Origin of the sequence: Pseudomonas sp. TH08, assembly GCF_016651275.1 — a bacterium.
Taxonomy (GTDB): Bacteria; Pseudomonadota; Gammaproteobacteria; order Pseudomonadales; family Pseudomonadaceae; genus Aquipseudomonas.
Map to the genome: position 1 here is coordinate 568,438 of NZ_JAEKEE010000006.1, position 22,072 is coordinate 590,509.

Consider the following 22,072-nt stretch of genomic DNA (forward strand, 5'->3'; position numbering starts at 1 on the left):
CTGCTCCAGCGCTGAAAACAAGAAGGCCCGCAGCGATGCGGGCCTTTTTGTTTCCGCAGATCGTTCCCACGCTCCGCGTGGGAATGCCTCAAGGGACGCTCCGCGTTCCAGCTTCGGAATGGGACGCAGAGCGTCCCGGGCTGCATTCCCACGCAGAGCGTGGGAACGATCATCATGCTGTCGCCGCAGCCACTTCGGGCTCAACCACAGCCACCAACCCCTCCTTCATCCGCTGCGCATCGCGCACAAAACACCGCGCCGCCAGAAACAGAAACACCATCGTCAGGAACAGCGCCACCGGAATCAGGTACATCGCATCATGCAAACCGACCGCCTTGAACGCCTCGGTCATCTGCTCCGCCCCCTCCGAAAGCATCGCCGTATGCGCGAAATGATCCGACAACCCCCCGACCACCACCGGCCCAAGACCGCCGCCGAGCAAATACAACCCGGCAAAGAACAACGCCATCGCCGTCGCCCGCAAACGCGGTTCCACCACGTCCTGAATCGCTGTGTAAACGCAGGTGTAGAAGTTGTAGGCAAACAACCAACCGACACTGAACACCGCAACGAACACGCCGATCTCGATACGCCCGGCATGCAGCGCCCACGCCGTGCACAGGGTCGAGATGATCAGGCTGAACGCGGCGAACAACAGCCGTCCATTGGCCACGCGCTGGTGAATCTTGTCAGCGATCCAGCCACCCAGGGTCAACCCGACCAGCCCGGTGACGCCGACAATCACCCCGGTCGCCACCGCCGCTTCCTGCAACGGCATCAGGAAATAGCGCTGCAGCATCGGCACCAGAAACGAGTTGCAGGCATAGGTGGCGAAGTTGAAGCACAGCCCCGCCATCACCAGCCACAGAAAGGTTGGCACCGCCAGAATCCGTCGAATCGGCTTGTCGACTTTTTCCTGCGAAACCTGCACGGTTTCCGCCGCGCCGCGCTTGGGCTCTTTGATGAAGAACATGAAGATCGCGAGGATCAACCCCGGCACCGCCGCAATGAAGAACGGCGCGCGCCAACTGTCGAATGCCTTGACCATCGCACCGATGGTGAAGAACGCCAGCAACAGCCCCAGGGGCAAGCCGAGCATGAAAATGCCCATCGCCCGCGCCCGACGGTGGGCCGGGAACAGGTCGCCGATCAGCGAGTTGGCGGCCGGCGCGTAACTGGCCTCGCCGATGCCGATGCCCATGCGCACGATCAGAAAGCTCCAGAAACTGCCGACCAGACCGTTGACGGCGGTCAGCGCGCTCCATGTCGCCAGGCCCCACCCCATCAATTTGCTGCGCGAACCGGTGTCGGCCATCCGCCCTAACGGCAGGCCAGCGATGGCATAAACGATGGTGAAAGCGGTGCCAACGATACCCAGCTGAAAGTCGCTGAGGTGCCATTCCATGCGGATCGGCTCGATGATGATCGCCGGAATGGTGCGGTCGAAGAAGTTGAACAGGTTGGCGAGGAACAGCAGGAACAGAATGCGCCAGGCATTCGCCGCTTGGGTCGAGTTCTGCATGGGTCCGTCTCTTTATTGTTATAGGGCTTCACTGCCAACGCATCCGAGCCCGGAACCTGCAATCTAGTCAGCCCGTCGGATGCTGTCTGTGATCATTCGTCTGCCTGATATCGGGCCATGCCACTGTAACGAAACGTAAGCCTTTGATAAGTCAGCAATCCCCCGAAAACCGGGGCTTTTACGGCAAAACCCTGGCACAAAAAAATAGTTTCGCGCCCCCCTTCCCAAGTCCGTGGCGAAGCCTAGAATAGCCGCCGGATCCGTCCGGATTCGCCGATCAATCCCTTTGATGCCCTCCCCATGTCCGAAGTCAGTCCGTGTCTGAATTGCGGTGCCTGTTGTTCCCATTTTCGTGTGTCTTTTTTCTGGGGTGAATGCGCTTCCTCCGGTGGGACGGTGCCCGATGAACTGGTCACGCAGATCAGCCCCAGCCGGGTGGCGATGAACGGCACTGACTGTAAATCGCCGCGATGCACGGCGTTGGTCGGCGAAGTCGGCAGCGAGGTGAAGTGCTCGATTTATGAATTGCGCTCCAGCCCCTGCCGCGAATTCGAGTCGTCATGGGAAAACGGCGAACAGAATGTCGATTGCGACAAGGCCCGGGCCCGTTTCGGCCTGCCGCCGCTGCAACCGGACTGGGCTGAAATCCCCTTCGAACAAAGCGCCTGACTCTATTAGTGCCAATCGCTATGACACTAATGCCGAAATCGTTAGCGCCAATATGCCACTACCGCATACGTTGCAAAAACCGCCTCTATACTCCTGTCATTCGCCTGCGATGACGACGCAGTAAGGACGACTTCAGAGACGGGGCATGCAATGGAGTGGCTTGGTTTGCAGTTTGTTACCGAGCTGCCGGAGAGCGGGCAGGTCATCCTTGATTGCACACACAATCCCTTGTTGGTGCTGGTGGCCTATCTGGTTGCTTGCGCCGCAAGTTTTGCCACCCTCGACATGGCTGAGCGGGTCGGGCATGCCGAGGATCCACGCTCGCAGCGATTATGGCGCTGGATCGGCGCAACCTGCCTGGCAGGCGGCATCTGGGCCATGCACTTCATCGGCATGTTGGCATTCCAGGCGCCCATCGACATCCAGTACGACCTGCCCATCACCCTGTTCTCCTTGCTGATTGCCTTACTTGCCTCGTGGCTGGCCATGCACACGCTGAGCGAGATGCAGCCGAGCCTGGTGCAATACCTGAAAACCGCCATCGTCATCGGCCTGGGCATTGCCGGCATGCACTACGTAGGCATGGCGGCGATGCGGTCGAGCGCCACCGCGTATTACCAACCCACGCTGTTCGTGTTGTCGATCATCATCGCCATCGGCGCCAGTTTCGCCGCGCTGTGGGTCGCCAGTTATCTGCGCGAAGGCAGCGGCGTGTTTCATCAGATGCTCAAGTACAGCGCCGCGTTGATCCTCGGCGCCGGCATCATCAGCATGCATTTCACCGGGATGGCCGCGTTGCATCTGGTCTTGCCTGAAGGCAGCGTACCGGCGATAGCCGTCGAAACCAGCCATATGCAGTTGGGCCTGACGGTGGCACTGATCACCCTGCTGACTCTAGGCAGCGCAATCAGCGCGGCATTGGCCGACAAGAAACTACAAAACAAGGAACACGACCTGCGGCGGGTCAACGCCCTGCTCAGCCAACTCGATCAGGCGCGCATGTCGCTGCAACAAGTGGCCAACTACGATGCGCTGACCAACCTGATCAACCGCCGCGGCTTCAACCAGATCTTCGCCGAGAAACTCAGTCAGAAAACCACCGAAGGCGGCATGCTCGCAGTGATGTTTCTCGACATTGATCACTTCAAACGCATCAACGACAGCCTCGGCCATGACGCGGGTGATGCGCTGCTCAAAGTCATCGCCGAGCACATCAGAAGCTCGGTGCGCAGTCATGAAGATGTGGTCGCAAGGTTCGGCGGCGATGAGTTCTGCATCCTCATCAGCCTGCGCGAGCGAGAAGAGGCACGCAACATGGCCCAGCGGATCATGTTGAAGATGAAAGAACCCATCGAGCTTGCAGGGCGGCGGATGGTGATGACCACCAGCATCGGTATCAGTCTGTTTCCCGAAGATGGCACTACCTGCGAAGAACTGCTCAAGCACGCCGATCTGGCGCTGTACCAATCCAAGGGCGCCGGGCGCAACGGCCTGCAGTTTTTCAGCTCCAACCTGAAGAACCGCGCCACCCTGGAACTGCAACTCGAAGAAGAATTGCGCCATGCCCTGCGCGAAGAAAACGGCCTGACGCTCTATTACCAACCGATCTTCGAACTGAAAACCGGCCGCGTGACCAAACTCGAAGCGTTGATCCGCTGGCAGCATCCGCTGCACGGTCTGTTGACCCCGGATCGTTTTATCAGCATCGCTGAAAACAATGGCCTGATCGCCGAACTGGACAATTGGGTGCTGCGCCGGGCCTGCAAGGATCTCGGCGAACTGTCGCGCCATGGCTGCGAAGAGCTGAAAATCGCCTGGAACTGCTCGCCGCTGAATCTTGCGCGCGAAGAGCTGGCCGACGAGATTGAAGGCGCACTGCGCACCGCCGGCGTTGCGCCGGAACGGCTGGAACTGGAAGTCACCGAGAATGCACTGATGGGCAACATCGCCAATACACTGGTGCTGTTGCGGCAAATCCGCGCCCTCGGCGTGTCGCTGTCAATTGACGACTTCGGTACCGGTTACTCGTCGCTGGCTTACCTCAAACGCCTGCCGCTCAACACGCTGAAGATCGACCGTTCGTTCATCCTCGATATTCCCAAAGCCACGGCGGACATGGAGATCGTCCAGGCAATCATCGTCATGGCCCACACCCTGCATTTGCAGGTGGTGACCGAAGGCGTGGAAAGCCTAGAGCAGTACGAGTTCCTTGAGCGTTCGGGCTGCGATTTCATTCAGGGTTACCTGCTCAGCCGACCGGTGCCACTGGATGAATTGCGCCCGGTGCTGGAAGAAATCAATCAGCGCAAACACTCTCATACGGTCAATCCGCTGATTCTGGCGCGCGGTACATTTGCACCAGTGTCGCTGGATCCTTCGCCAAAAAACCCTGCGCCCCATGCAGGCGCATCAATTGTGCGGCCAATCCGCTGATCGGCGTCGCCGAGCCTTGCTCGCGGGAGAATTTCACTGCGGTGTCGAGATCCTTGAGCAGCGTGCGCACGTGCCACTTGATCGGTTCGAAGCGGCTTTCAGCCATTTGCGGGGCGAGGATCTGCAACGGTTTCGAATCGGCAAAACCGCCCGCCAACGCCTCGGCGATCAGACTCGCATCGACCCCGGCCTGCTCGGCGAGCGCCACCACTTCGGCGATCACCAGCGCATTGCAGGCGACAATCATCTGGTTGCAGGCCTTGGTCACCTGGCCGGCGCCGACGCCGCCCATGTGCGTGACGCGCTGACCGAGATTGAGCAGCACCGCACGCACCCGCTCAAGATCCGCCGCCGCCCCGCCGACCATGATCGCCAGACTGCCGGCCTCGGCGCCGACCACGCCGCCGGACACGGGTGAGTCGAGCCAGGTCATGCCGGTTTTTTCTGCCAGTTCAGCGGCCATCTCGCGAGTGGCGGTCGGTTCGAGGCTGGAAAAATCCACCAGCAACTGGCCGTTTTTTGCACCTTCAGCCACGCCACCGGCGCCAAACACTACTTCACGCACCACCGCTGTATCGGCCAGACACAACATCACCACATCGGCGTGCTCACACAGTTCAGCGGGGCTCGCGACCTGCCGGGCACCCGCTTCGACCAGCGCCGCGTACTTGGCCGGGTTGCGGTTCCACACCGTCAACGGATAGCCCGCCGCCAACAGGCGGCGGCACATCGGCAGGCCCATCAGGCCGATTCCGGCAAACCCCAACGAAGGTAGCGTTGACATCATTTAGCCTCCTTTTGATTAAAGATCGCCGAATAATGGCCGATTCATCAACGATCAGGAAAGGATTCCCCCCAGCGACAATCAGGCAATATCCCTGACGCTCGGGCTCAATACGCGCAAAAAAGACGCGAGATCTTATTCCGTGAGGTTCGCAGGCAACTGGCCCGCGAGCCAACCAGTCCAGGTATATGGCGCACAATGACTTCTAAAAATAATCCCGCCACTGCGGTATCCGATCTGACCTTGAGCCCCGCCGCAAACAGCCCTTCATCGTCAAAGCCATTGGTTCCCTCGCGCCCGCTGTCGACCCAGCAATACCTGTACTTCACTGAAACCAATACCGACCGCATCCTCGACAACCTCGACGGCCTGCGCGATCTGGTGTTCCCGCGTCCGCCACACCTGGAAGGCGACAACGAGCAGCACAGCGATCAGGAATTCCCCTCGGTTTGCCTGATCGGCCTCGGTCGTTGTGGCTCCAACATCGCCCTCGACGTTGCGGAGTTGGTGTACAACGCACGCAAGTTCTACCTCAACGAATTCAACAACGAAGATCGCCCGTCGAGTGACCGGCGCTCCGCCGACAAGGGCTACAGCCCGGCGCAGTGGATCAAGAACAACCTGCGCATCGGCAACAACAAGGCGAGCAAACCGGTGTTTCTGGTCGAGCCGCTGGTGATGCTCGGCGACCTCGACAAGGACATCGCCGGGCGCATTCGTTTCTCGCGCAAGGGCGAAAAAAGCGGTTTCCTGCGCGACTACAGCAAAATGAAAATCATGGACTTGTCCGAAGTTCACGCCGGTGGCGCCGGTAACGCGCCGATCCTCGGCCAGTATCTGGCGAAGATCATCCTCAACAAGGACACCCAGCGCTTTTCCAGCCCTGACTGGAAAATGATTCACTCGTACCTGATCGACAGCTGCGGCATCAAGGCCAACCAGTCGCGCCTGTACTTCTCGATCTTCAGTGCCGGTGGCGGTACCGGTTCCGGCATGGCCTCGGAATTCGGCCTGGCCCAGCAGCACTCGTACATGAACAAGACGTTCGACACCAAGCCGATGGACGAGCACGACGGCAAGAGCGGTCATTCGTTCGTGTTCGAGCCGATTTTTACCAGCGGCATCTGCGTGCTGCCGAACATCTCCGACCACCGCAGCGAAATGTCCGAGGCGCTGCACATCAACGCCGGTCGCCTGCTGTGCAAATACCTGTCCGAAGAATGGGATTTCTCCTACAACTTCGACAATGAAGACAGCAGCGAAGCCAGCGTCATGGGCCGTATTCGCCCATGGAACGCGATGATGCTGATCTCCAACGACATCATGCGTTACGCCGAAGAGAGCGATGACGGCAACATCCAGAACATTGATGTCAATGCGATGGAGAAGCACGCCAACCAATACATCTCGCAGCAGATCTTCAACATTCTGACGGCGCAGGCGGTGACCACCGACTACGACCAGAACTACTTCCGCCGCGCCGGCATCGACATTGGCGAAACCATTCGCCTGGACGCCAACGACCTGTTCATGAGTCTGGCCGGCCCGGTGGCGATTGCCTACGCCGAATCGGTGGTGCCGGAAACGCCGCCGCCGAGCAGCGACAAATTCAAGGTGTTCGATAAAGAGCCACAGCGCCTAAACATCGACGATCTGTTCTTCCGCTCGATCGACCTGCCGCACTTCAACAAGGTCACCCAGGCGATCGAAGGCATCAGCCTGCTGCCGATCGAGTCCAAGCGTTATCGCGCCTCGCTTGAGCAATACAAGAATTCCGGCTACGACGCGGCCGCGTTGCACGACCTGCACTTCTTCAAGAACTGCTCGTCGGTGGTCTCGATCGTCTCGTTGCCGAAAGACTACAAGCTGTCGTACATGGACCTGAACCGGTTGAAGACTCACCTCAACAGCCTGTTCCCCAACACCACGCTCAAGCGTTATGCGTTGGTGATCGGCGCCTCGGCGAACCTGTCGCTGACCACCCTGATCGCCAAGAGCCCGTGCCTGTCGGACGACTTCCTGACCCTGATCGTGGCGTTCATCAAGCGTTGCTTTGCGAAGAACCCGTACCGGTTCGACGAGACGCTGGATAACTCGATCCTCGACTTCATCATCAATGAAGAATTCGACGAAGACCGCATCGACGAGCTGCTGAATGAGTTCGAGAACCCGGCGAAGATCCTCGACACCAACTGGTACGCGATCAAGCCGATGTACGAGAAGAAGTATCGCGAGCTGATCAACGACAAAGAGAAGTTTGTCTCGATCAACGACATTCGCCTGTCGCGCGATTGCGTGAAGAAGTCGATCAAGTATTTGCGCGAGATTTACCGTCACCGAATTGGCAAGACCAAGGTTATTTCCCTCAATAACCATACCGGCAAGTCGTTCACGGTCTGATCCGGAACCGAGTTGCCGCCATCGCGAGCAGGCTCACTCCTACAATTGGAATGCGTTCCCCTGTAGGAGTGAGCCTGCTCGCGATGGGGCCCTTGAACTCACCGAAAATCTCGACCAATCCAATATTCAGAAACAATTAAGCAGCCGTTAGGCTGCTTACTAAACTGTTCCCGTTACGTTTACGTCACCGTGATGCCACCCTCGCTTGTGGTCTTTCTTCACGGCAACTTGCCATCACGCTACTCGGCTACACACTTTACGCCGATGACCGGTCGCACCACAAAGGTGCAAGGACTTAAGCGGCCGCCCTCTCCTGGATCAGAATCCAGGGCGAAACCACCACCGCCCACAGCTGCGGATCGCGTTCAAAAAGATCCAGCGCCCGCGTTTCAGACAGCTTGGCGACCTTGTCTTCGGCCAGCCAGGCGGCCACTTTCTCGCCTTCGTCGGACGCAACGGCCTCGGCGGCAGCGATCAGATCCAGCCCTGGGTCGACCCACAATAGGGCACCCTTGGCGAAGAACGGCTCCAGCTCTTTCCAGGTAATAGATGCGGTCTCGCCGAGCAGCTTGGCATAGAGGGTGCTAGGTTGTTGATTCATGGGAACTGTCCGGAAAAGAAATCGACGCGAATGATAACGTCGGTGGTCCGTCAGAAAAACCCGGTTGCAAATGGCTTCACCGAACGAAAAGAGCAGGAACGCCAAGGAATGCTGCTGATTGGGATATATGCCCACGAACGCCCCGCCGCAATTCTGTCTTTTTCATTCAAAAATGCGACAACCCCAAGTTTTGCCCCTCGGCGCCCGCTTCCCAGGCCAACAACCGGCGCTCTACACTGTACCGGTACAGTTGCCGGGGGCATTTCCGGAGGGTATCGCAAAGATATCTGACCCGGTTCTGCTGCTACGGCGCCAGAACTCAAAAAAATTACAACAGTAAGAGTGGAGCACTATGACTAAGGCTACTAAGCAGATTTCCAAACTGTTTGCCGCTATGGTTCTGGCCGGGGTTGCCAGCCATTCGTTCGCAGCTGACACCATCAAAATCGGTATCGCCGGCCCTAAGACCGGTCCAGTAGCCCAATACGGCGACATGCAGTTCAGTGGCGCGAAAATGGCCATCGAGCAGATCAACGCCAAGGGCGGCGTCGACGGCAAGAAACTCGAAGCCGTTGAATACGACGATGCCTGCGATCCGAAACAAGCGGTAGCGGTAGCGAACAAGGTCGTCAACGACGGCGTCAAGTTCGTGGTCGGTCACCTGTGCTCCAGCTCCACTCAACCGGCTTCGGACATCTACGAAGACGAAGGCGTGATCATGATCACCCCGGCTGCCACCAGCCCGGACATCACCGCCCGTGGTTACAAAATGGTCTTCCGCACCATCGGTCTGGACAGCGCCCAGGGCCCTGCCGCCGGTAACTACATTGCCGATCACGTGAAACCGAAAATCGTTGCGGTATTGCACGACAAACAGCAATACGGTGAAGGCATCGCCACCGCCGTCAAATCGACCCTTGAAAAGAAAGGCGTGAAAGTTGCCGTGTTCGAAGGCGTCAACGCCGGCGACAAGGACTTCTCCTCGATCATCGCCAAACTCAAGCAAGCCAACGTCGACTTCGTTTACTACGGCGGCTACCACCCAGAGCTGGGCCTGATCCTGCGTCAGTCTGCTGAAAAAGGCCTGAAAGCCAAGTTCATGGGTCCGGAAGGCGTGGGTAACGACTCCATTTCGCAGATCGCCAAAGACGCTTCCGAAGGTCTGCTGGTGACCCTGCCGAAATCCTTCGACCAGGATCCGGCCAACGTCGCCCTGGCTGATGCATTCAAGGCGAAGAAAGAAGACCCGAGCGGTCCTTTCGTGTTCCCGTCCTACTCGGCAGTTGAAGTGATCGCCGGCGGTATCGCCGCAGCGAAATCCGAAGACCCGGCCAAAGTAGCCGAGGCCATTCACGCCGGCACCTTCAAAACCCCGACTGGCGACCTGAGCTTCGACGCCAAGGGCGACCTGAAGGACTTCAAATTTGTGGTTTACGAGTGGCACTTCGGCAAACCAAAAACTGAAGTTTCGCCTCAGTAAGGCGCTGCCTGACTGACTGCCAATAAAGCCCACGGCGTGCCGTGGGCTTTGTTTTACGAATGTATGGGCCGCGCTGGCGTGATCCGCCAGTCTCCCCACCTGAAAATCTCAAAACCGTCATCAGCGGTTCGCTGGCAAAACCCGGATTCGAAGTGGATATAGATCCACGGGGCCGGGCGGGAAAATGACTCCACCAGTGAAATGCGTATCAGGTTTTTAGGAGCGTTGTAATGCCTGACCTCTATCACTTCTTCCAGCAGCTGGTTAATGGCCTGACCATTGGCAGCACGTATGCCCTGATCGCCATCGGCTATACGATGGTTTACGGCATCATTGGAATGATCAACTTCGCCCACGGCGAGGTGTACATGATCGGTTCCTACGTGGCGTTCATCGCCATCGCCGGGCTGGCCATGATGGGAATCGACAACGTCCCGCTGTTGATGACCGCCGCCTTCATCGCGAGCATCGTTGTCACCAGCTCGTACGGTTACAGCATCGAACGGATCGCCTACCGCCCCCTGCGCGGCAGCAACCGTCTGATCCCGCTGATTTCCGCCATCGGTATGTCGATCTTCCTGCAGAACACGGTTCTGCTGGCGCAAGACTCCAAGGACAAATCCATCCCCAACCTGATCCCCGGCAACATCTCTTTCGGGCCAGGTGGCGCACATGAAGTGCTGATTTCCTACATGCAAATCGTGGTGTTCGTGGTGACCCTGATCGCCATGCTCGGCCTGACGCTGTTCATCTCCCGTTCTCGCCTGGGTCGCGCCTGCCGCGCCTGCGCCGAAGACATCAAGATGGCTAACCTGCTCGGCATCAACACCAACAACATCATCGCCCTGACCTTCGTCATTGGTGCTGCGCTGGCGGCCATCGCGGCCGTGCTGCTGAGCATGCAATATGGCGTGATCAACCCGAACGCCGGTTTCCTCGTCGGCCTCAAAGCCTTCACCGCGGCAGTACTCGGCGGCATCGGCAGCATCCCCGGCGCCATGCTCGGCGGGTTGGTGCTTGGGGTGGCGGAAGCGTTTGGCGCCGATATCTTCGGCGACCAGTACAAGGACGTCGTGGCTTTCGGCTTGTTGGTTCTGGTGCTGTTGTTCCGTCCGACCGGCATTCTGGGCCGTCCGGAGGTTGAGAAAGTATGACTAGGAATCTTAAACAGGCACTGTTCAGTGCGCTCTTGGTTTGGGCCGTTGCGTATCCTGTGCTCGGACTGAAACTGACCATCGTCGGCATCAATCTGGAAGTGCACAACACCAGCCCGGTGATTCTGGCGACCATCGCCATCTGCTCGGTGCTGATGTTCTTGCGGGTGCTGTTCAACCAGCAGATCAGCAATGCGTGGAATTCCTCACCGGGCCTGCCGTTGATCCCGGCCAAGGCCAGCAACTTCCTGACCCTGCCGACCACGCAACGCTACTTCATCATTGCGCTGATCATCGGTGCACTGGTGTGGCCGTTCTTCGGTTCGCGTGGCGCGGTGGACATCGCGACGCTGATCCTGATCTACGTGATGCTCGGCCTCGGCCTGAACATCGTCGTCGGTCTGGCCGGTCTGCTCGACCTCGGTTACGTCGGTTTCTACGCCGTCGGCGCCTACAGCTACGCGCTGTTGTCGCACTACTACGGTCTGAGCTTCTGGATCTGCCTGCCGATTGCCGGCCTGATGGCGGCGACGTTCGGCTTCCTGCTGGGCTTCCCGGTATTGCGTCTGCGCGGCGACTATCTGGCGATCGTGACGTTGGGTTTCGGCGAAATCATTCGTCTGTTCCTGCGTAACCTGACCGATATCACCGGTGGCCCGAACGGCATCAGCAACATCGAGAAACCAACGTTCTTCGGCCTGACCTTCGAACGTAAAGCCGCGGAAGGCATGCAAACCTTCCACGAGTATTTCGGCCTGCAATACAACTCGATCAACAAGGTGATTTTCCTTTACCTGGTTGCCCTGTTGCTGGCGCTGGCGGCGCTGTTCATCATCAACCGTTTGCTGCGCATGCCGATCGGCCGTGCGTGGGAGGCGCTGCGTGAAGACGAAATCGCCTGCCGTGCGCTGGGTCTCAACCCGACGATCATCAAGCTGTCGGCCTTCACCCTGGGTGCGAGCTTCGCCGGTTTCGCCGGTAGCTTCTTCGCTGCCCGTCAAGGTCTGGTGACCCCGGAATCGTTCACCTTCATCGAGTCGGCGATCATTCTCGCCATCGTCGTGTTGGGTGGCATGGGCTCGCAACTGGGCGTGATTCTCGCGGCCGTGGTGATGATCCTGTTGCCGGAAATGATGCGTGAGTTCAGTGAGTACCGCATGTTGATGTTCGGTGCGCTGATGGTGTTGATGATGATCTGGCGTCCACAAGGTCTGCTGCCGATGCAACGCCCACACATGGAGTTGCGAAAATGAGCCGCGAGATCTTGAAAGTTGAAAACCTCAGCATGCGCTTCGGCGGCTTGCTGGCGGTCAACGGCGTGGCCCTGACCGTGAAGGAAAAACAGGTGGTTGCCTTGATCGGGCCGAACGGCGCGGGCAAGACCACCGTGTTCAACTGCCTGACCGGTTTCTACAAGCCGTCCGGCGGCAGCATCCTGCTCGACGGCGAGCCGATTCAAGGCCTGCCGGGCCACAAGATCGCCCTCAAAGGCGTGGTGCGGACTTTCCAGAACGTACGGTTGTTCAAGGACATGACGGCGGTCGAGAACCTGTTGATCGCGCAGCACCGTCACCTGAACACCAACTTCCTGGCCGGCCTGTTCAAGACCCCGTCGTTCCGCAAAAGCGAGCGCGAGGCGATGGAGTTTGCCGAGTACTGGCTGGAAAAGGTCAACCTCAAAGAGTTCGCCAACCGCACCGCCGGCACCCTGGCTTACGGTCAGCAACGACGTCTGGAAATCGCTCGCTGCATGATGACTCGTCCGCGGATCCTCATGCTCGACGAACCAGCCGCCGGCCTGAACCCGAAGGAAACCGAAGACCTCAAGGCGCTGATCAGCGTCCTGCGTGAAGAGCACAACGTGACGGTGCTGCTGATCGAACACGACATGAAACTGGTCATGAGCATTTCCGACCACATCGTCGTGATCAACCAGGGCACGCCTCTGGCCGACGGCACGCCGGAACAGATCCGCGACAATCCTGAAGTGATCAAAGCCTACCTGGGGGAAGCGTAAATGCTGCAGTTCGAAAACGTTTCCACCTTCTACGGCAAGATCCAGGCGCTGCACAGCGTCAACGTCGAAGTCCGTCAGGGCGAGATCGTCACCCTGATCGGCGCCAACGGTGCCGGCAAGTCGACGCTGCTGATGACGCTGTGCGGTTCGCCGCAAGCGCACAGCGGCAGCATCCGCTACATGGGTGAGGAACTGGTCGGTCAGGACTCGTCGCAGATCATGCGTAAAAGCATCGCCGTGGTGCCGGAAGGTCGTCGGGTGTTCGCGCGTCTGACCGTTGAAGAAAACCTCTCCATGGGCGGCTTCTTCACCGACAAGGGCGACTATCAGGAACAGATGGACAAGGTTCTCGGACTTTTCCCACGCCTGAAAGAACGCTTCAACCAGCGCGGCGGCACCATGTCCGGCGGCGAACAGCAAATGCTCGCCATCGGCCGTGCGCTGATGAGCAAGCCCAAGCTGCTGCTGCTCGACGAGCCGTCGCTGGGCCTGGCACCGATCATCATCCAGCAGATCTTCGACATCATCGAACAACTGCGCAAGGACGGTGTAACGGTGTTCCTGGTCGAGCAGAACGCCAACCAGGCGCTGAAAATCGCCGACCGCGCGTACGTTCTGGAGAACGGCCGTGTGGTCATGCAAGGCACTGGTGAAGCGCTGCTGACGGACCCGAAAGTACGCGAGGCGTACCTCGGCGGTTGAGTCATCGCGGTAAAGAAAAAACGGCCTCCGGGCCGTTTTTTGTGCCAACTGCAAGCCTCCAACATCCCTTGTAGGAGTGAGCCTGCTCGCGACAGCAGTCATTCAACATCACGGGGTTAAACGACGCCATCGCGAGCAGGCGAACGCCTGCAGTGGACGCTCATTACGGATTGCAGTGCTACGCTACCGCCGTGGCCTGATCGACGTAAGGCCGTGCCGGCTCAAGATTCCAATCTGGCTTGTTGCGCACAGGTTTTCCGTCGAAAGTCGCCGCCAGATGACACACCATCTGCCGACGCAATGACCCGCCATTGACGCTGTACTGCCGCCATTGCTGATCGTCCTTATGCTTGTTGTACAGCTCGGCGAACATCCGGTCGGTCTGATCGTCTTTGATCGCCCGACCGCAAGCGGTCGGCACCACCGACAGCGACCAGGTGTTCGGCCCCAGTTTCGGATCAGGCCGTTGTACCCAAGTGCTCGACTCGATGTACTTCTCGCAGAACTTCGGCGCCGCTGGCGTCGAGGTCTGGATGCATGAGAAAGAAGCCTTGGCGACCGGAGTTTTCGGGAAGTCGATCTTGATGATATTACGATCCTTGCCGGTCTTGGCCTTGTAGTCGCGCTGGTTGGCCATCGCATCGTTCAAGCCGCGTTGATCGCTGTAGAAGAAAGCCAGAATCGGCAGTTCGTCAGTTTTCGGGTTGCCCAGACGCAGTTCTGTCTGGGTCTGAAACTCGCGGCTGTTGATGACTTTGCGCGCGCCCATGAAGTTGCGGAAGGCGTCGACGCGCTCATTGCTGCTCATCGGATTGCGCATGTTGAAGCCGCATTGCAATTGGTCCTGCTGCCGATTGTTGTTGTACTGGGTGAAGTGCGCGACCCAGGCGTTGGGACTGGTGATCGGTGGTTTCATGGCCTGGCAGACCGCTTCCGTCGGGGCGGTGTTTTTGTTGTCGCCACAGCCCCGGTCATTGCGAAAGTCAGTCCAGGCATCGTTGGGAAACGCGCAATAAACATGCACCGGAGTCTCGGGGTCGCGAACCAGATCTCTGGGGGTAATCAGATAGCCGTTCTGCGTGCTCATACCCGGGTCTTCGTAACTGATACCGTCGGCGCGCATGTACGACGCGGCAAACGTGCCCAATTCCACGGCTTTCGGGCTGGGATTCCAGACGTCCCATTTCTGCCCCTTGGCCGGGTCGGCGCGGTGCGTGCCCCGAACCAAAAGCCCTGAACAGTCCGAGGCCGGATCCTGGCCGCAGCTGTCGACGGTTTTGTTGTACAACGTTTCGACTTTTTTCAGCGTCTCGTCGCATGACTCGGCATTGGCCCATGTTGCCTGCACCAACAGCGGAAACATGAGTAATGGCGCGATTCTGTTCAAACGTTTTTTCATGGCTTGCATCTCCTTGATTAGCCAACACACACCCTCAACGCGGGACCGGGTTACAACCCGCAGCCCGCGTCTCGTTGTCCGATAACGCCGGCCGGAAAGGCTCAAGATTCCACGGCGTTTTGTTGCGGTAATTGACCAGGACGCAATTCAATTGCTGGCGCATGCTGCCGGCGGATTTTTCGTTGTCACGCCAGTTGCTGTCGGCGCCTTTCAGCGCGAACAGTTGGTCGTACAACGCAGCCACCTGCTCGCTGGGCAAGGCTCGTCCCGCCGCTGTGGGGACCACGCTCAGGCTCCACTCATCCTTGCTGGTGCCGGGGTCGTAACGTTTGATCCAGTCGGCCGAGGCAATGTATTGCGGTGCCGCAACCGGAACCGGATTGCAACCAGCCTTGGCCGATTCCTGCGCAGAAACATTGGGGCGGAACGGCTCCAGATTCCATTCGGTTTTTGCCGGATAGTTCTGAATCAGGCAGCTCAGTTGCCCACGCATGCTGCCCGGCGATTTCTCGTTGTCGCGCCATTGACTATCGGCGCCACGCAGGGCGAACAGTTCTTTGTACAAGGCATCCTGATCACTGGCCTGAATCGCTTTGCCTTGGGCTGTGGGGGTGATCTTGAGCGACCATTCGTTTTGCTTGCTGCCGGGATCGTAACGTTCGATCCACACCGCTTCAGCGATGTATTTCTGCGCAGGTGTCGGTGTCGGTGTCGGTGTCGGCTGCGCGCCGCCAGCCGCCGTCAGGTCTATCGCCTGGTCAGCGGCGACATAGCTGAAACGTTGCTCGGCAGGCTTGGTGAAATCCAGCCGCAGGATCGGCACGCTGTAACCCTGTGCCTGGAGTTTCTTCTGGAAGTTGCGTGCGCTGTTCAGGCCGTTTTCCGGTTTCGGCGGAGCCTGATCGCCGCGAGTGGCGAAGTTCTGCGTGCTGTTGACGTTGTAGATGAAGGCATCGATGTACTTCATGTTTTCGCTGCCATCGTTAGTGGCGGTGGCGTTCTTCAACATGAACTCGTTGACTTGGGCGCTGTAAGAGAACGGGTCTTTGTTGGTGGTGGTCGGCCGGGATTCGTGAACCCGGATCATCGCGTGCCAGTCGCTGGGTTTTTCCGCGTTAAAGGAACACTGGCCGTACTGGATCGGCCCCTTCATCAGCCCGGTGTATTTTTGCGTCCATTGCTCTGCAGTGGTGACCCCGGCTTCCGCACAAGTGCCGTAGGCCAGCGCAGCATTGCGGTTGTTCATCACGCCCTGGGCGGCACGCGGTGGCTCGCGACTGTCGAAAAATCCGCAGCCGTACCACTTGCGCTCAGGCCCGGTGCCGCCATCGAACGCGTAGATGCAGGTAAACCCTTGCTCCTTGACTGGCAGGTTCAACGCTGCCGCATCGGTTGGGGTTCGCAGGATCAGACCAGCCGGATGAATGAGAATTTTGGTACTCAGATCCTTGCGAATCCACGAGTAGGAGGTCGCACCGATCTTGACCGCGTAGGGGCTGTAATCCCAGGGGTTGAACGGCCCGTCGTTGACCATGCGCAAGGTCACCCCGCTGCAATAGTAGAGACCGCGCGGGGCACCGGTGTCCGGCTCCTGGCACTCTTGCTTGAGGGTGTTGTAGTTGTAATTGATGCGCTTGAGCGTGTCCTGCGGATCAAGCAACGGCTGCGCGGCCAACGCACTGCACAGCAACGGCAGCGCGCACGCCAGGGCCCAAGTTGAAGTCCTGCGCGATAGCACGCGTGAGTCTGAGCGCTCCGTTTTCATAAGATACCGTCCTGGTAAATCGGCCTGTGAAAGTGGCCATTGAAATGACTATAGAACACTCCCCCTGTAGGAGCTGCGGCACGCTGCGATCCTTTGATCTTGTTTTTAAGATCAAAGATCGCAGCGTGCCGCAGCTCCTACAGGGGGCGATGTTTTTTCAAAAAAGTTTTCAGGAGGCTGTAACGCATCGCCATGACCGTTCTCTAGTGGGGTAAGCAAGCGCACTTCGCTTGTAAAAACCCTAGCTCAACTCGGAGAAACATCATGACTGCTACCACTCGCACCCTGTCCGCCACCGCCCTGGTTCTGGCCCTCGGCTCTGCTCTGAGTATGGCCGCCGTATCGACCGTCCACGCCGCTGACGACATGGAGAAATGCTTCGGCGTGGCGATGAAAGGTCATAACGATTGCGCCGCAGGTGCAGGCACCACCTGTGCCGGCACCGCGAAAATGGACTACCAGGCCAACGCCTGGAAACTCGTTCCGAAAGGCACCTGCGCCACCACTGAAAGCAAGACCTCGCCGACCGGTTTCGGCCAGATGGAAGCCTTCAAAGCCAAGTCCTGATCCACGGCCTGCCTGAGTGACGATCATGTTTACAGTCAACGAACCTGCCCTTTCCGACACTCAGGCAGCCCACTCCGGGCTCCCTGCCCGCGCCGGGCTGGGGCTCAAGACCGGGCACTTCAGGGAAGTGCTCGGTTCACAACCGGACCTTGGTTTTTTCGAAGTCCACGCCGAAAACTACATGGTGGCCGGCGGTCCGTTTCATCATTTTCTGGGATTGATTCGCGAACAGTACCCGCTGTCGCTGCACGGTGTCGGGCTGTCCATCGGCGCTGAAGGGCCACTGGATGTTCAACATCTCAAGCGTCTCGGTGCACTGATCGAACGCTATCAACCGCACTCCTTTTCCGAACACCTGGCCTGGTCCAGCCATGGCCCGGTGTTCCTCAATGATTTGCTGCCACTGGCCTATGACACGCCGACGCTGAACCGCGTCTGCGAGCACATAGACCAAGTGCAGAACAGCATCGGGCGCCCCATGCTGCTGGAAAATCCGGCGACGTATCTGGCCTTTCAACGCTCGACCATTGACGAAGCTGACTTCATTGCCGACGTCATCGGCCGTAGCGGCTGCGGCCTGCTGCTGGACGTCAATAACGTCTACGTATCGTGCATCAACCATCAACGCGACCCATTGGCCTACCTCGATGCCTTGCCATTGCACGCGGTTGGCGAGATTCATCTGGCTGGGTTTGCAGAAGATCGCGACAGTCTCGGCGACCGTTTGCTGATCGACGATCATGGTGCGCCGATCGATCTGGCTGTATGGAATCTGTACCGCCAAGTGCTGGAGCGCACAGGCCCGGCAGCAACGCTGATCGAACGCGACAACAGTTTGCCGGCGTTCAGCGTCTTGCTCGCCGAGGCCCGGCAGGCTGATGACTTGCTGATGCAAGCCAGGGGTCGATCATGAGCACTCAAGCGACCTTCGCGGCGGCACTGCTCGATGTGCGATCGCCTTGCCCCGAAGGCCTGTGCAGCGCCAACGGTGCCGATCCCGAGAGCCGTTTCGCGGTGTATCGCAACAACGTGCAAAGTTCGCTGATCAACGCTCTGGGTGACAGTTATCCGGTGGTTGCGCAACTGGTGGGCGAGGAGTTCTTCCGCGCCATGGCGGCCGTTTTCATCCAGGCTCAGCCACCCCACAGTCCGTTGATGAGCCTTTATGGCGAAGATTTTGCGGATTTCATCGAAAGCTTTGAACCGGCATTCAGCGTGCTCTATCTGGCCGATGTCGCACGTCTTGAACACCTGCGTACTGTCGCCTACCACGCCGCCGATGCCAGCCCGATAAGTCCGGAAGAAATCACCGCCGCACTGTCTGCACCCGACTCTTTGAGCAAACTGCGTTTCGGGCTGCACCCGTCGTTACGCCTGCTCGACTCAAGCCATGCCGTTGTCGCGATCTGGGCAGCGCATCAACACGACGCAACACTTGAGGGCATCAACCTCCACCAAGAGCAGTACGCCCTGGTCTTGCGCAACTGTCTGGACGTCGAGGTGTTTGCCCTCGAACACGGCGCCAGCCTGTTTATCCGTCAATTACTTGATGGCCAGCCACTGCTGGCAGCGGCGCAAAACAGCCCGCCGTTCGACCTAAGTCAAACCCTGGCCCTATTGATTGCACACAACGCCATCACTCATCTGAACGACAAGGAATCGCCATGAACACGCTGGTCCCCCGCGCCATCGCGCTGCTGGAGAAAATCCCCCACAGTCTGATCGCGCTCATTGCGCGTTTTTCGATTGCGGCAGTGTTCTGGAAATCCGGGCAGACCAAGGTCGAGGGTCTGGCCATCGACCTGATTGACGGGACGTTTCAACTCGGCTGGCCGCGTCTGGCGGATTCAACGATTCCACTGTTCAAGAGCGAATACCACGTGCCACTGCTGTCGCCGGAAATCGCCGCGCACATGGCTGCGTTTGCCGAGCACTTTTTCCCGGTCCTGATCCTGATCGGATTCGCCACAAGGTTTTCAGCCCTGGCGCTGCTGGGGATGACGCTGACCATTCAGCTGTTTGTCTATCCAGACGCCTATCCGACCCATGGCACGTGGGCAGCGGTGTTGCTGTTCCTGATGGCTCGCGGCCCCGGCAGGCTGTCGATAGATCATCTGATCGCCAGACACTACAACCGTTGAAACTCCTACACGGGTGGATCGGTGTTAGTGAGACAGGCGATCGAGCGCCTCGCCGCTGCGCTTGAACCAGCCGATCAGATAGTCCGCCAATACCTGCGTACGTTTGGGTAATCCGCCCTGATACGGATGCACCAGGTACATCGGCATACGCCGGGTCTGAAAGCCGCGCAGGAGCAAACGCAATCGGCCGTCAGCCAATTCCGCTTGCAGCAGGTACGAGGGTAAACGCGCGATACCGGCTCCGCTCAGGGCCGCTTTTTTCAGCAGGTTGTAGTGGTTGCTGGCAAACGGCCCCGACACGCGCACCCGCAGCAATTCGTGCTGCTGGTGATACAGCCACTCCTCGCGTCCACTGTAATGACTGTTAAGCAGGCAACGGTGTTCGGCCAGCGCCTGTGGCGTCGTCGGCTCGCCGAAACGCTCTAGATAAGCCGGGCTGGCGCAGGTCATTTCCTGCCAGGCCAGCAGCGGTTTGGCCACCAGTCGCTCGTCATTCGCCACTTCGCTGCGAATCGCCAGATCGAAACCGTCCCGGGACAGATCGCGATAACTGTTGTTCAGCTCCAGCTCGATCTGCACCTCGGGATACTGCTGCGAGAACTCCAGCAGCAGACCATCGAAGAAGGTTTCCCCCAGCGAAACCGGAACCGTCATACGCACGGGGCCGGCCATGTCGTCTTTCAATCGCGCCAAGGCCTGACGCGCTCTTTCGACCTGGACGACAAGCGCCTGCGCCTGCGGCAACAGCGCAGCGCCCGCGGCGGTCAGGCTCAACCGGCGAGTCGTGCGATGCAGCAACACCACGGCAAACTGTGTCTCCAGATGGCTGATGCGCTTGGACAACTGGCCCTTGCTGCAACCCAATTGCTGTGCGGCCAAAGTAAAACTGCCGGCCTCGATCAACACGGCAAACGCTGCGAGATCATCCATTTCGCTCATGGATTGTTTCCATTTGAAAACCAAAGGTTGCCCATTAGTGCGCTTATCTACAGAAAAAACCACTCTAGACTGAAACCTCGTTCAAACACTTGAGGCACTGCACGATGAAAATTCTGTTGATAGGCGCGGGCGGCACCATCGGTTCGGCCGTAGACAAAGAGCTCTCGCAACGCCACGAAGTCATTCGTATTGGTCGCAACAGCGGCGATTTCCATGTGGATATCAGTGACAGCGCATCCATCCGCAAGCTGTTCGAGCAGACCGGCAAGTTCGACGCACTGGTCTGCGCCGCCGGTAACGTGACCTTTGCCCCGCTGGGAGAGATGAACGCCGACAGCTTCGCCCTCGGCCTGAAAGACAAATTGATGGGCCAGGTCAACCTGCTGCTGATCGGCCGTGAGTTCGCCAACGATGGCGCCTCATTCACCTTCACCACCGGAGTACTCAGCCACGATCCGATCCGCAGCGGCGCATCGGCGGCACTGGTCAACGGCGCGCTCGACAGCTTCGTCAAGGCTGCTGCCATCGAACTGCCGCGTGGTCTGCGCGTGAACTCGATCAGCCCGACAGTATTGCTGGAAGCGATGGGCAGCTACGCGCCGTACTTCCGTGGTTACAAGCCGGTGCCTGCGGCGGATGTGGCGTTGGCCTACGCGAAAAGTGTTGAAGGACTGCAAACCGGTCAGACGTTTCACGTGGGCTAAACCCTTGTGATGAGCGGTCAGGCTGCGTAACGTGGCGGCACTTGTCTGGAGAGCCGAAGATGCGTGTTGCCCGTTCGTTAGTCCTTGTTGCCCTGCTGCCGTTGTTTGCCGCCTGCCAGTTGTTCGATGGCCAGCGAGAAAGTGCCTCGCACGTGGGGCAGACGCGGATGCAGGGGCAACTCACTGCCGCTGACGGCAAACTGGTGTTCCAGCCGTGTCAGGATCAGCGTCAACTGGTGGTCAATGACATCGGCGGCACCAGCGTCCTGCAAGAGGCCGCGACCCTTGCCGATGAGCAGGGCAAGCTGTTTGCCGATGTACGCGGGAAAGTCGCTGGCGACCGCCTCGACCTGACCCAGTTGTACCGCGTTGAGCGCTCGGGCACAGCGTGCGACGATCCGAATTTCAAACTGCTGATCCTGCGTGCCGCCGGCCATGGCCCGGAATGGAACGTCAAGGTCAGCGGCAAAGGCATGGTCATCGACCGCGAAGGCCAGCCGCCACTCGCCGTGCCGTATGTTGAAGAACAATTGGGCGACGGGCGCTTCAACCTCAGCAGCGAAGCCAACAACCAGCGGATCGAGCTGTGGGTCGCGCCGCAGCGCTGCGTCGACAGCAGCACCGGCAGCGTGCAGCACATGAGCGCCGAACTGCGCATCGACGGCCAGGTGCAACGTGGCTGCGGGTATTTCGGCGGATCACGCAACGACGGAGCGTTTTAGCCTCACCGAATCCGGGCTTTGCGGCTTATAATCGCGGCCTTCAAACGCCTTGGCGCAGTTGTGCGCCCCGCGA

At 58.9% G+C, this 22,072-nt stretch carries 20 protein-coding genes; 14 read left to right on the forward strand and 6 right to left on the reverse strand.

What is annotated here, in order from left to right; translation table 11 throughout:
* Positions 1-172: 172 nt before the first annotated feature.
* Positions 173-1,522, reverse strand: a complete 1,350-nt coding sequence (locus JFT91_RS28905) for a spinster family MFS transporter (protein ID WP_201227657.1) — start codon at positions 1,520-1,522, stop codon at positions 173-175.
* A gap of 300 nt (positions 1,523-1,822) precedes the next feature.
* Between JFT91_RS28905 and JFT91_RS28910 the strand changes: the two genes are divergently transcribed.
* Together JFT91_RS28910 and JFT91_RS28915 are read left to right on the forward strand one after the other, a co-directional pair.
* Entirely contained in the window at positions 1,823-2,191 is a 369-nt protein-coding gene (locus JFT91_RS28910; protein WP_201227658.1) for a YkgJ family cysteine cluster protein, read from the forward strand.
* 150 nt (positions 2,192-2,341) lie between these two features.
* Positions 2,342-4,624 (forward strand): putative bifunctional diguanylate cyclase/phosphodiesterase, encoded by a 2,283-nt coding sequence (locus JFT91_RS28915; RefSeq protein ID WP_201227659.1) that lies wholly within the window; start codon positions 2,342-2,344, stop codon positions 4,622-4,624.
* On the opposite strand, the gene JFT91_RS28920 is transcribed toward JFT91_RS28915, so the two are convergent.
* Positions 4,515-5,411, reverse strand: a complete 897-nt coding sequence (locus JFT91_RS28920; protein WP_201234629.1) for an NAD(P)-dependent oxidoreductase — start codon at positions 5,409-5,411, stop codon at positions 4,515-4,517. The genes JFT91_RS28915 and JFT91_RS28920 overlap by 110 nt on opposite strands.
* Positions 5,412-5,606: 195 nt before the next feature.
* Between JFT91_RS28920 and JFT91_RS28925 the strand changes: the two genes are divergently transcribed.
* Entirely contained in the window at positions 5,607-7,808 is a 2,202-nt protein-coding gene (locus JFT91_RS28925) for a hypothetical protein (RefSeq protein WP_201234631.1), read from the forward strand.
* 295 nt (positions 7,809-8,103) lie between these two features.
* On the opposite strand, the gene JFT91_RS28930 is transcribed toward JFT91_RS28925, so the two are convergent.
* The gene (locus JFT91_RS28930; RefSeq protein WP_201234633.1) at positions 8,104-8,409 is read right to left on the reverse strand and encodes a DUF2288 domain-containing protein; all 306 of its coding nucleotides are present in this window, start codon (positions 8,407-8,409) and stop codon (positions 8,104-8,106) included.
* A gap of 352 nt (positions 8,410-8,761) precedes the next feature.
* Between JFT91_RS28930 and JFT91_RS28935 the strand changes: the two genes are divergently transcribed.
* From JFT91_RS28935 to JFT91_RS28955, 5 genes are all read left to right on the forward strand, one after another.
* Positions 8,762-9,889, forward strand: coding sequence for a branched-chain amino acid ABC transporter substrate-binding protein (locus JFT91_RS28935; protein ID WP_201149548.1), 1,128 nt, complete (start codon positions 8,762-8,764; stop codon positions 9,887-9,889).
* A gap of 230 nt (positions 9,890-10,119) precedes the next feature.
* A complete protein-coding gene (livH, locus tag JFT91_RS28940; RefSeq protein ID WP_008082254.1) occupies positions 10,120-11,043 on the forward strand; it encodes a high-affinity branched-chain amino acid ABC transporter permease LivH in 924 nt (307 codons plus the stop codon).
* Positions 11,040-12,296 (forward strand): high-affinity branched-chain amino acid ABC transporter permease LivM, encoded by a 1,257-nt coding sequence (locus tag JFT91_RS28945; RefSeq protein ID WP_201234635.1) that lies wholly within the window; start codon positions 11,040-11,042, stop codon positions 12,294-12,296. Before livH ends, JFT91_RS28945 begins: the two co-directional genes overlap by 4 nt.
* Positions 12,293-13,060, forward strand: a complete 768-nt coding sequence (gene livG, locus JFT91_RS28950; RefSeq protein WP_201149544.1) for a high-affinity branched-chain amino acid ABC transporter ATP-binding protein LivG — start codon at positions 12,293-12,295, stop codon at positions 13,058-13,060. Before JFT91_RS28945 ends, livG begins: the two co-directional genes overlap by 4 nt.
* On the forward strand, positions 13,061-13,762 hold the full coding sequence (locus JFT91_RS28955; RefSeq protein ID WP_003222380.1) for an ABC transporter ATP-binding protein: 702 nt from the start codon (positions 13,061-13,063) through the stop codon (positions 13,760-13,762).
* Between the two features lie 178 nt (positions 13,763-13,940).
* Here the strand turns inward: JFT91_RS28955 and JFT91_RS28960 are convergent, their stop codons facing one another.
* Positions 13,941-15,161: a DUF2599 domain-containing protein gene (locus JFT91_RS28960; RefSeq protein WP_201234636.1), complete on the reverse strand. Its 1,221-nt coding sequence runs from the start codon at positions 15,159-15,161 to the stop codon at positions 13,941-13,943.
* A gap of 34 nt (positions 15,162-15,195) precedes the next feature.
* On the reverse strand, positions 15,196-16,926 hold the full coding sequence (locus tag JFT91_RS28965) for a DUF2599 domain-containing protein (RefSeq protein ID WP_201234638.1): 1,731 nt from the start codon (positions 16,924-16,926) through the stop codon (positions 15,196-15,198).
* A 264-nt stretch (positions 16,927-17,190) separates the two neighbouring features.
* On the opposite strand from JFT91_RS28965, the gene JFT91_RS28970 reads away from it, so the two are divergent.
* The 4 genes from JFT91_RS28970 to JFT91_RS28985 are packed head-to-tail and all read left to right on the forward strand — an operon-like array spanning position 17,191 to position 19,634.
* Positions 17,191-17,493 (forward strand): BufA1 family periplasmic bufferin-type metallophore, encoded by a 303-nt coding sequence (locus tag JFT91_RS28970; RefSeq protein WP_201201286.1) that lies wholly within the window; start codon positions 17,191-17,193, stop codon positions 17,491-17,493.
* A 25-nt stretch (positions 17,494-17,518) separates the two neighbouring features.
* Positions 17,519-18,406 (forward strand): MNIO family bufferin maturase, encoded by an 888-nt coding sequence (bufB, locus tag JFT91_RS28975; protein WP_201201284.1) that lies wholly within the window; start codon positions 17,519-17,521, stop codon positions 18,404-18,406.
* On the forward strand, positions 18,403-19,161 hold the full coding sequence (locus JFT91_RS28980; RefSeq protein WP_201201282.1) for an HvfC/BufC N-terminal domain-containing protein: 759 nt from the start codon (positions 18,403-18,405) through the stop codon (positions 19,159-19,161). The genes bufB and JFT91_RS28980 overlap by 4 nt, the downstream gene beginning before the upstream one ends.
* A complete protein-coding gene (locus JFT91_RS28985) occupies positions 19,158-19,634 on the forward strand; it encodes a DoxX family protein (protein ID WP_201234640.1) in 477 nt (158 codons plus the stop codon). The genes JFT91_RS28980 and JFT91_RS28985 overlap by 4 nt, the downstream gene beginning before the upstream one ends.
* A gap of 24 nt (positions 19,635-19,658) precedes the next feature.
* Here JFT91_RS28985 and JFT91_RS28990 read toward each other — a convergent pair whose 3' ends face one another.
* Positions 19,659-20,573: a LysR family transcriptional regulator gene (locus JFT91_RS28990; protein ID WP_201234642.1), complete on the reverse strand. Its 915-nt coding sequence runs from the start codon at positions 20,571-20,573 to the stop codon at positions 19,659-19,661.
* Between the two features lie 104 nt (positions 20,574-20,677).
* Between JFT91_RS28990 and JFT91_RS28995 the strand changes: the two genes are divergently transcribed.
* Positions 20,678-21,277 (forward strand): short chain dehydrogenase, encoded by a 600-nt coding sequence (locus tag JFT91_RS28995; RefSeq protein ID WP_201227670.1) that lies wholly within the window; start codon positions 20,678-20,680, stop codon positions 21,275-21,277.
* Between the two features lie 59 nt (positions 21,278-21,336).
* Positions 21,337-21,999 carry a COG3650 family protein gene (locus tag JFT91_RS29000; protein WP_201234644.1) on the forward strand — a complete coding sequence of 221 codons (663 nt, stop codon included), beginning with the start codon at positions 21,337-21,339 and terminating at the stop codon, positions 21,997-21,999.
* The last annotated feature ends 73 nt before the right edge of the window (positions 22,000-22,072 follow it).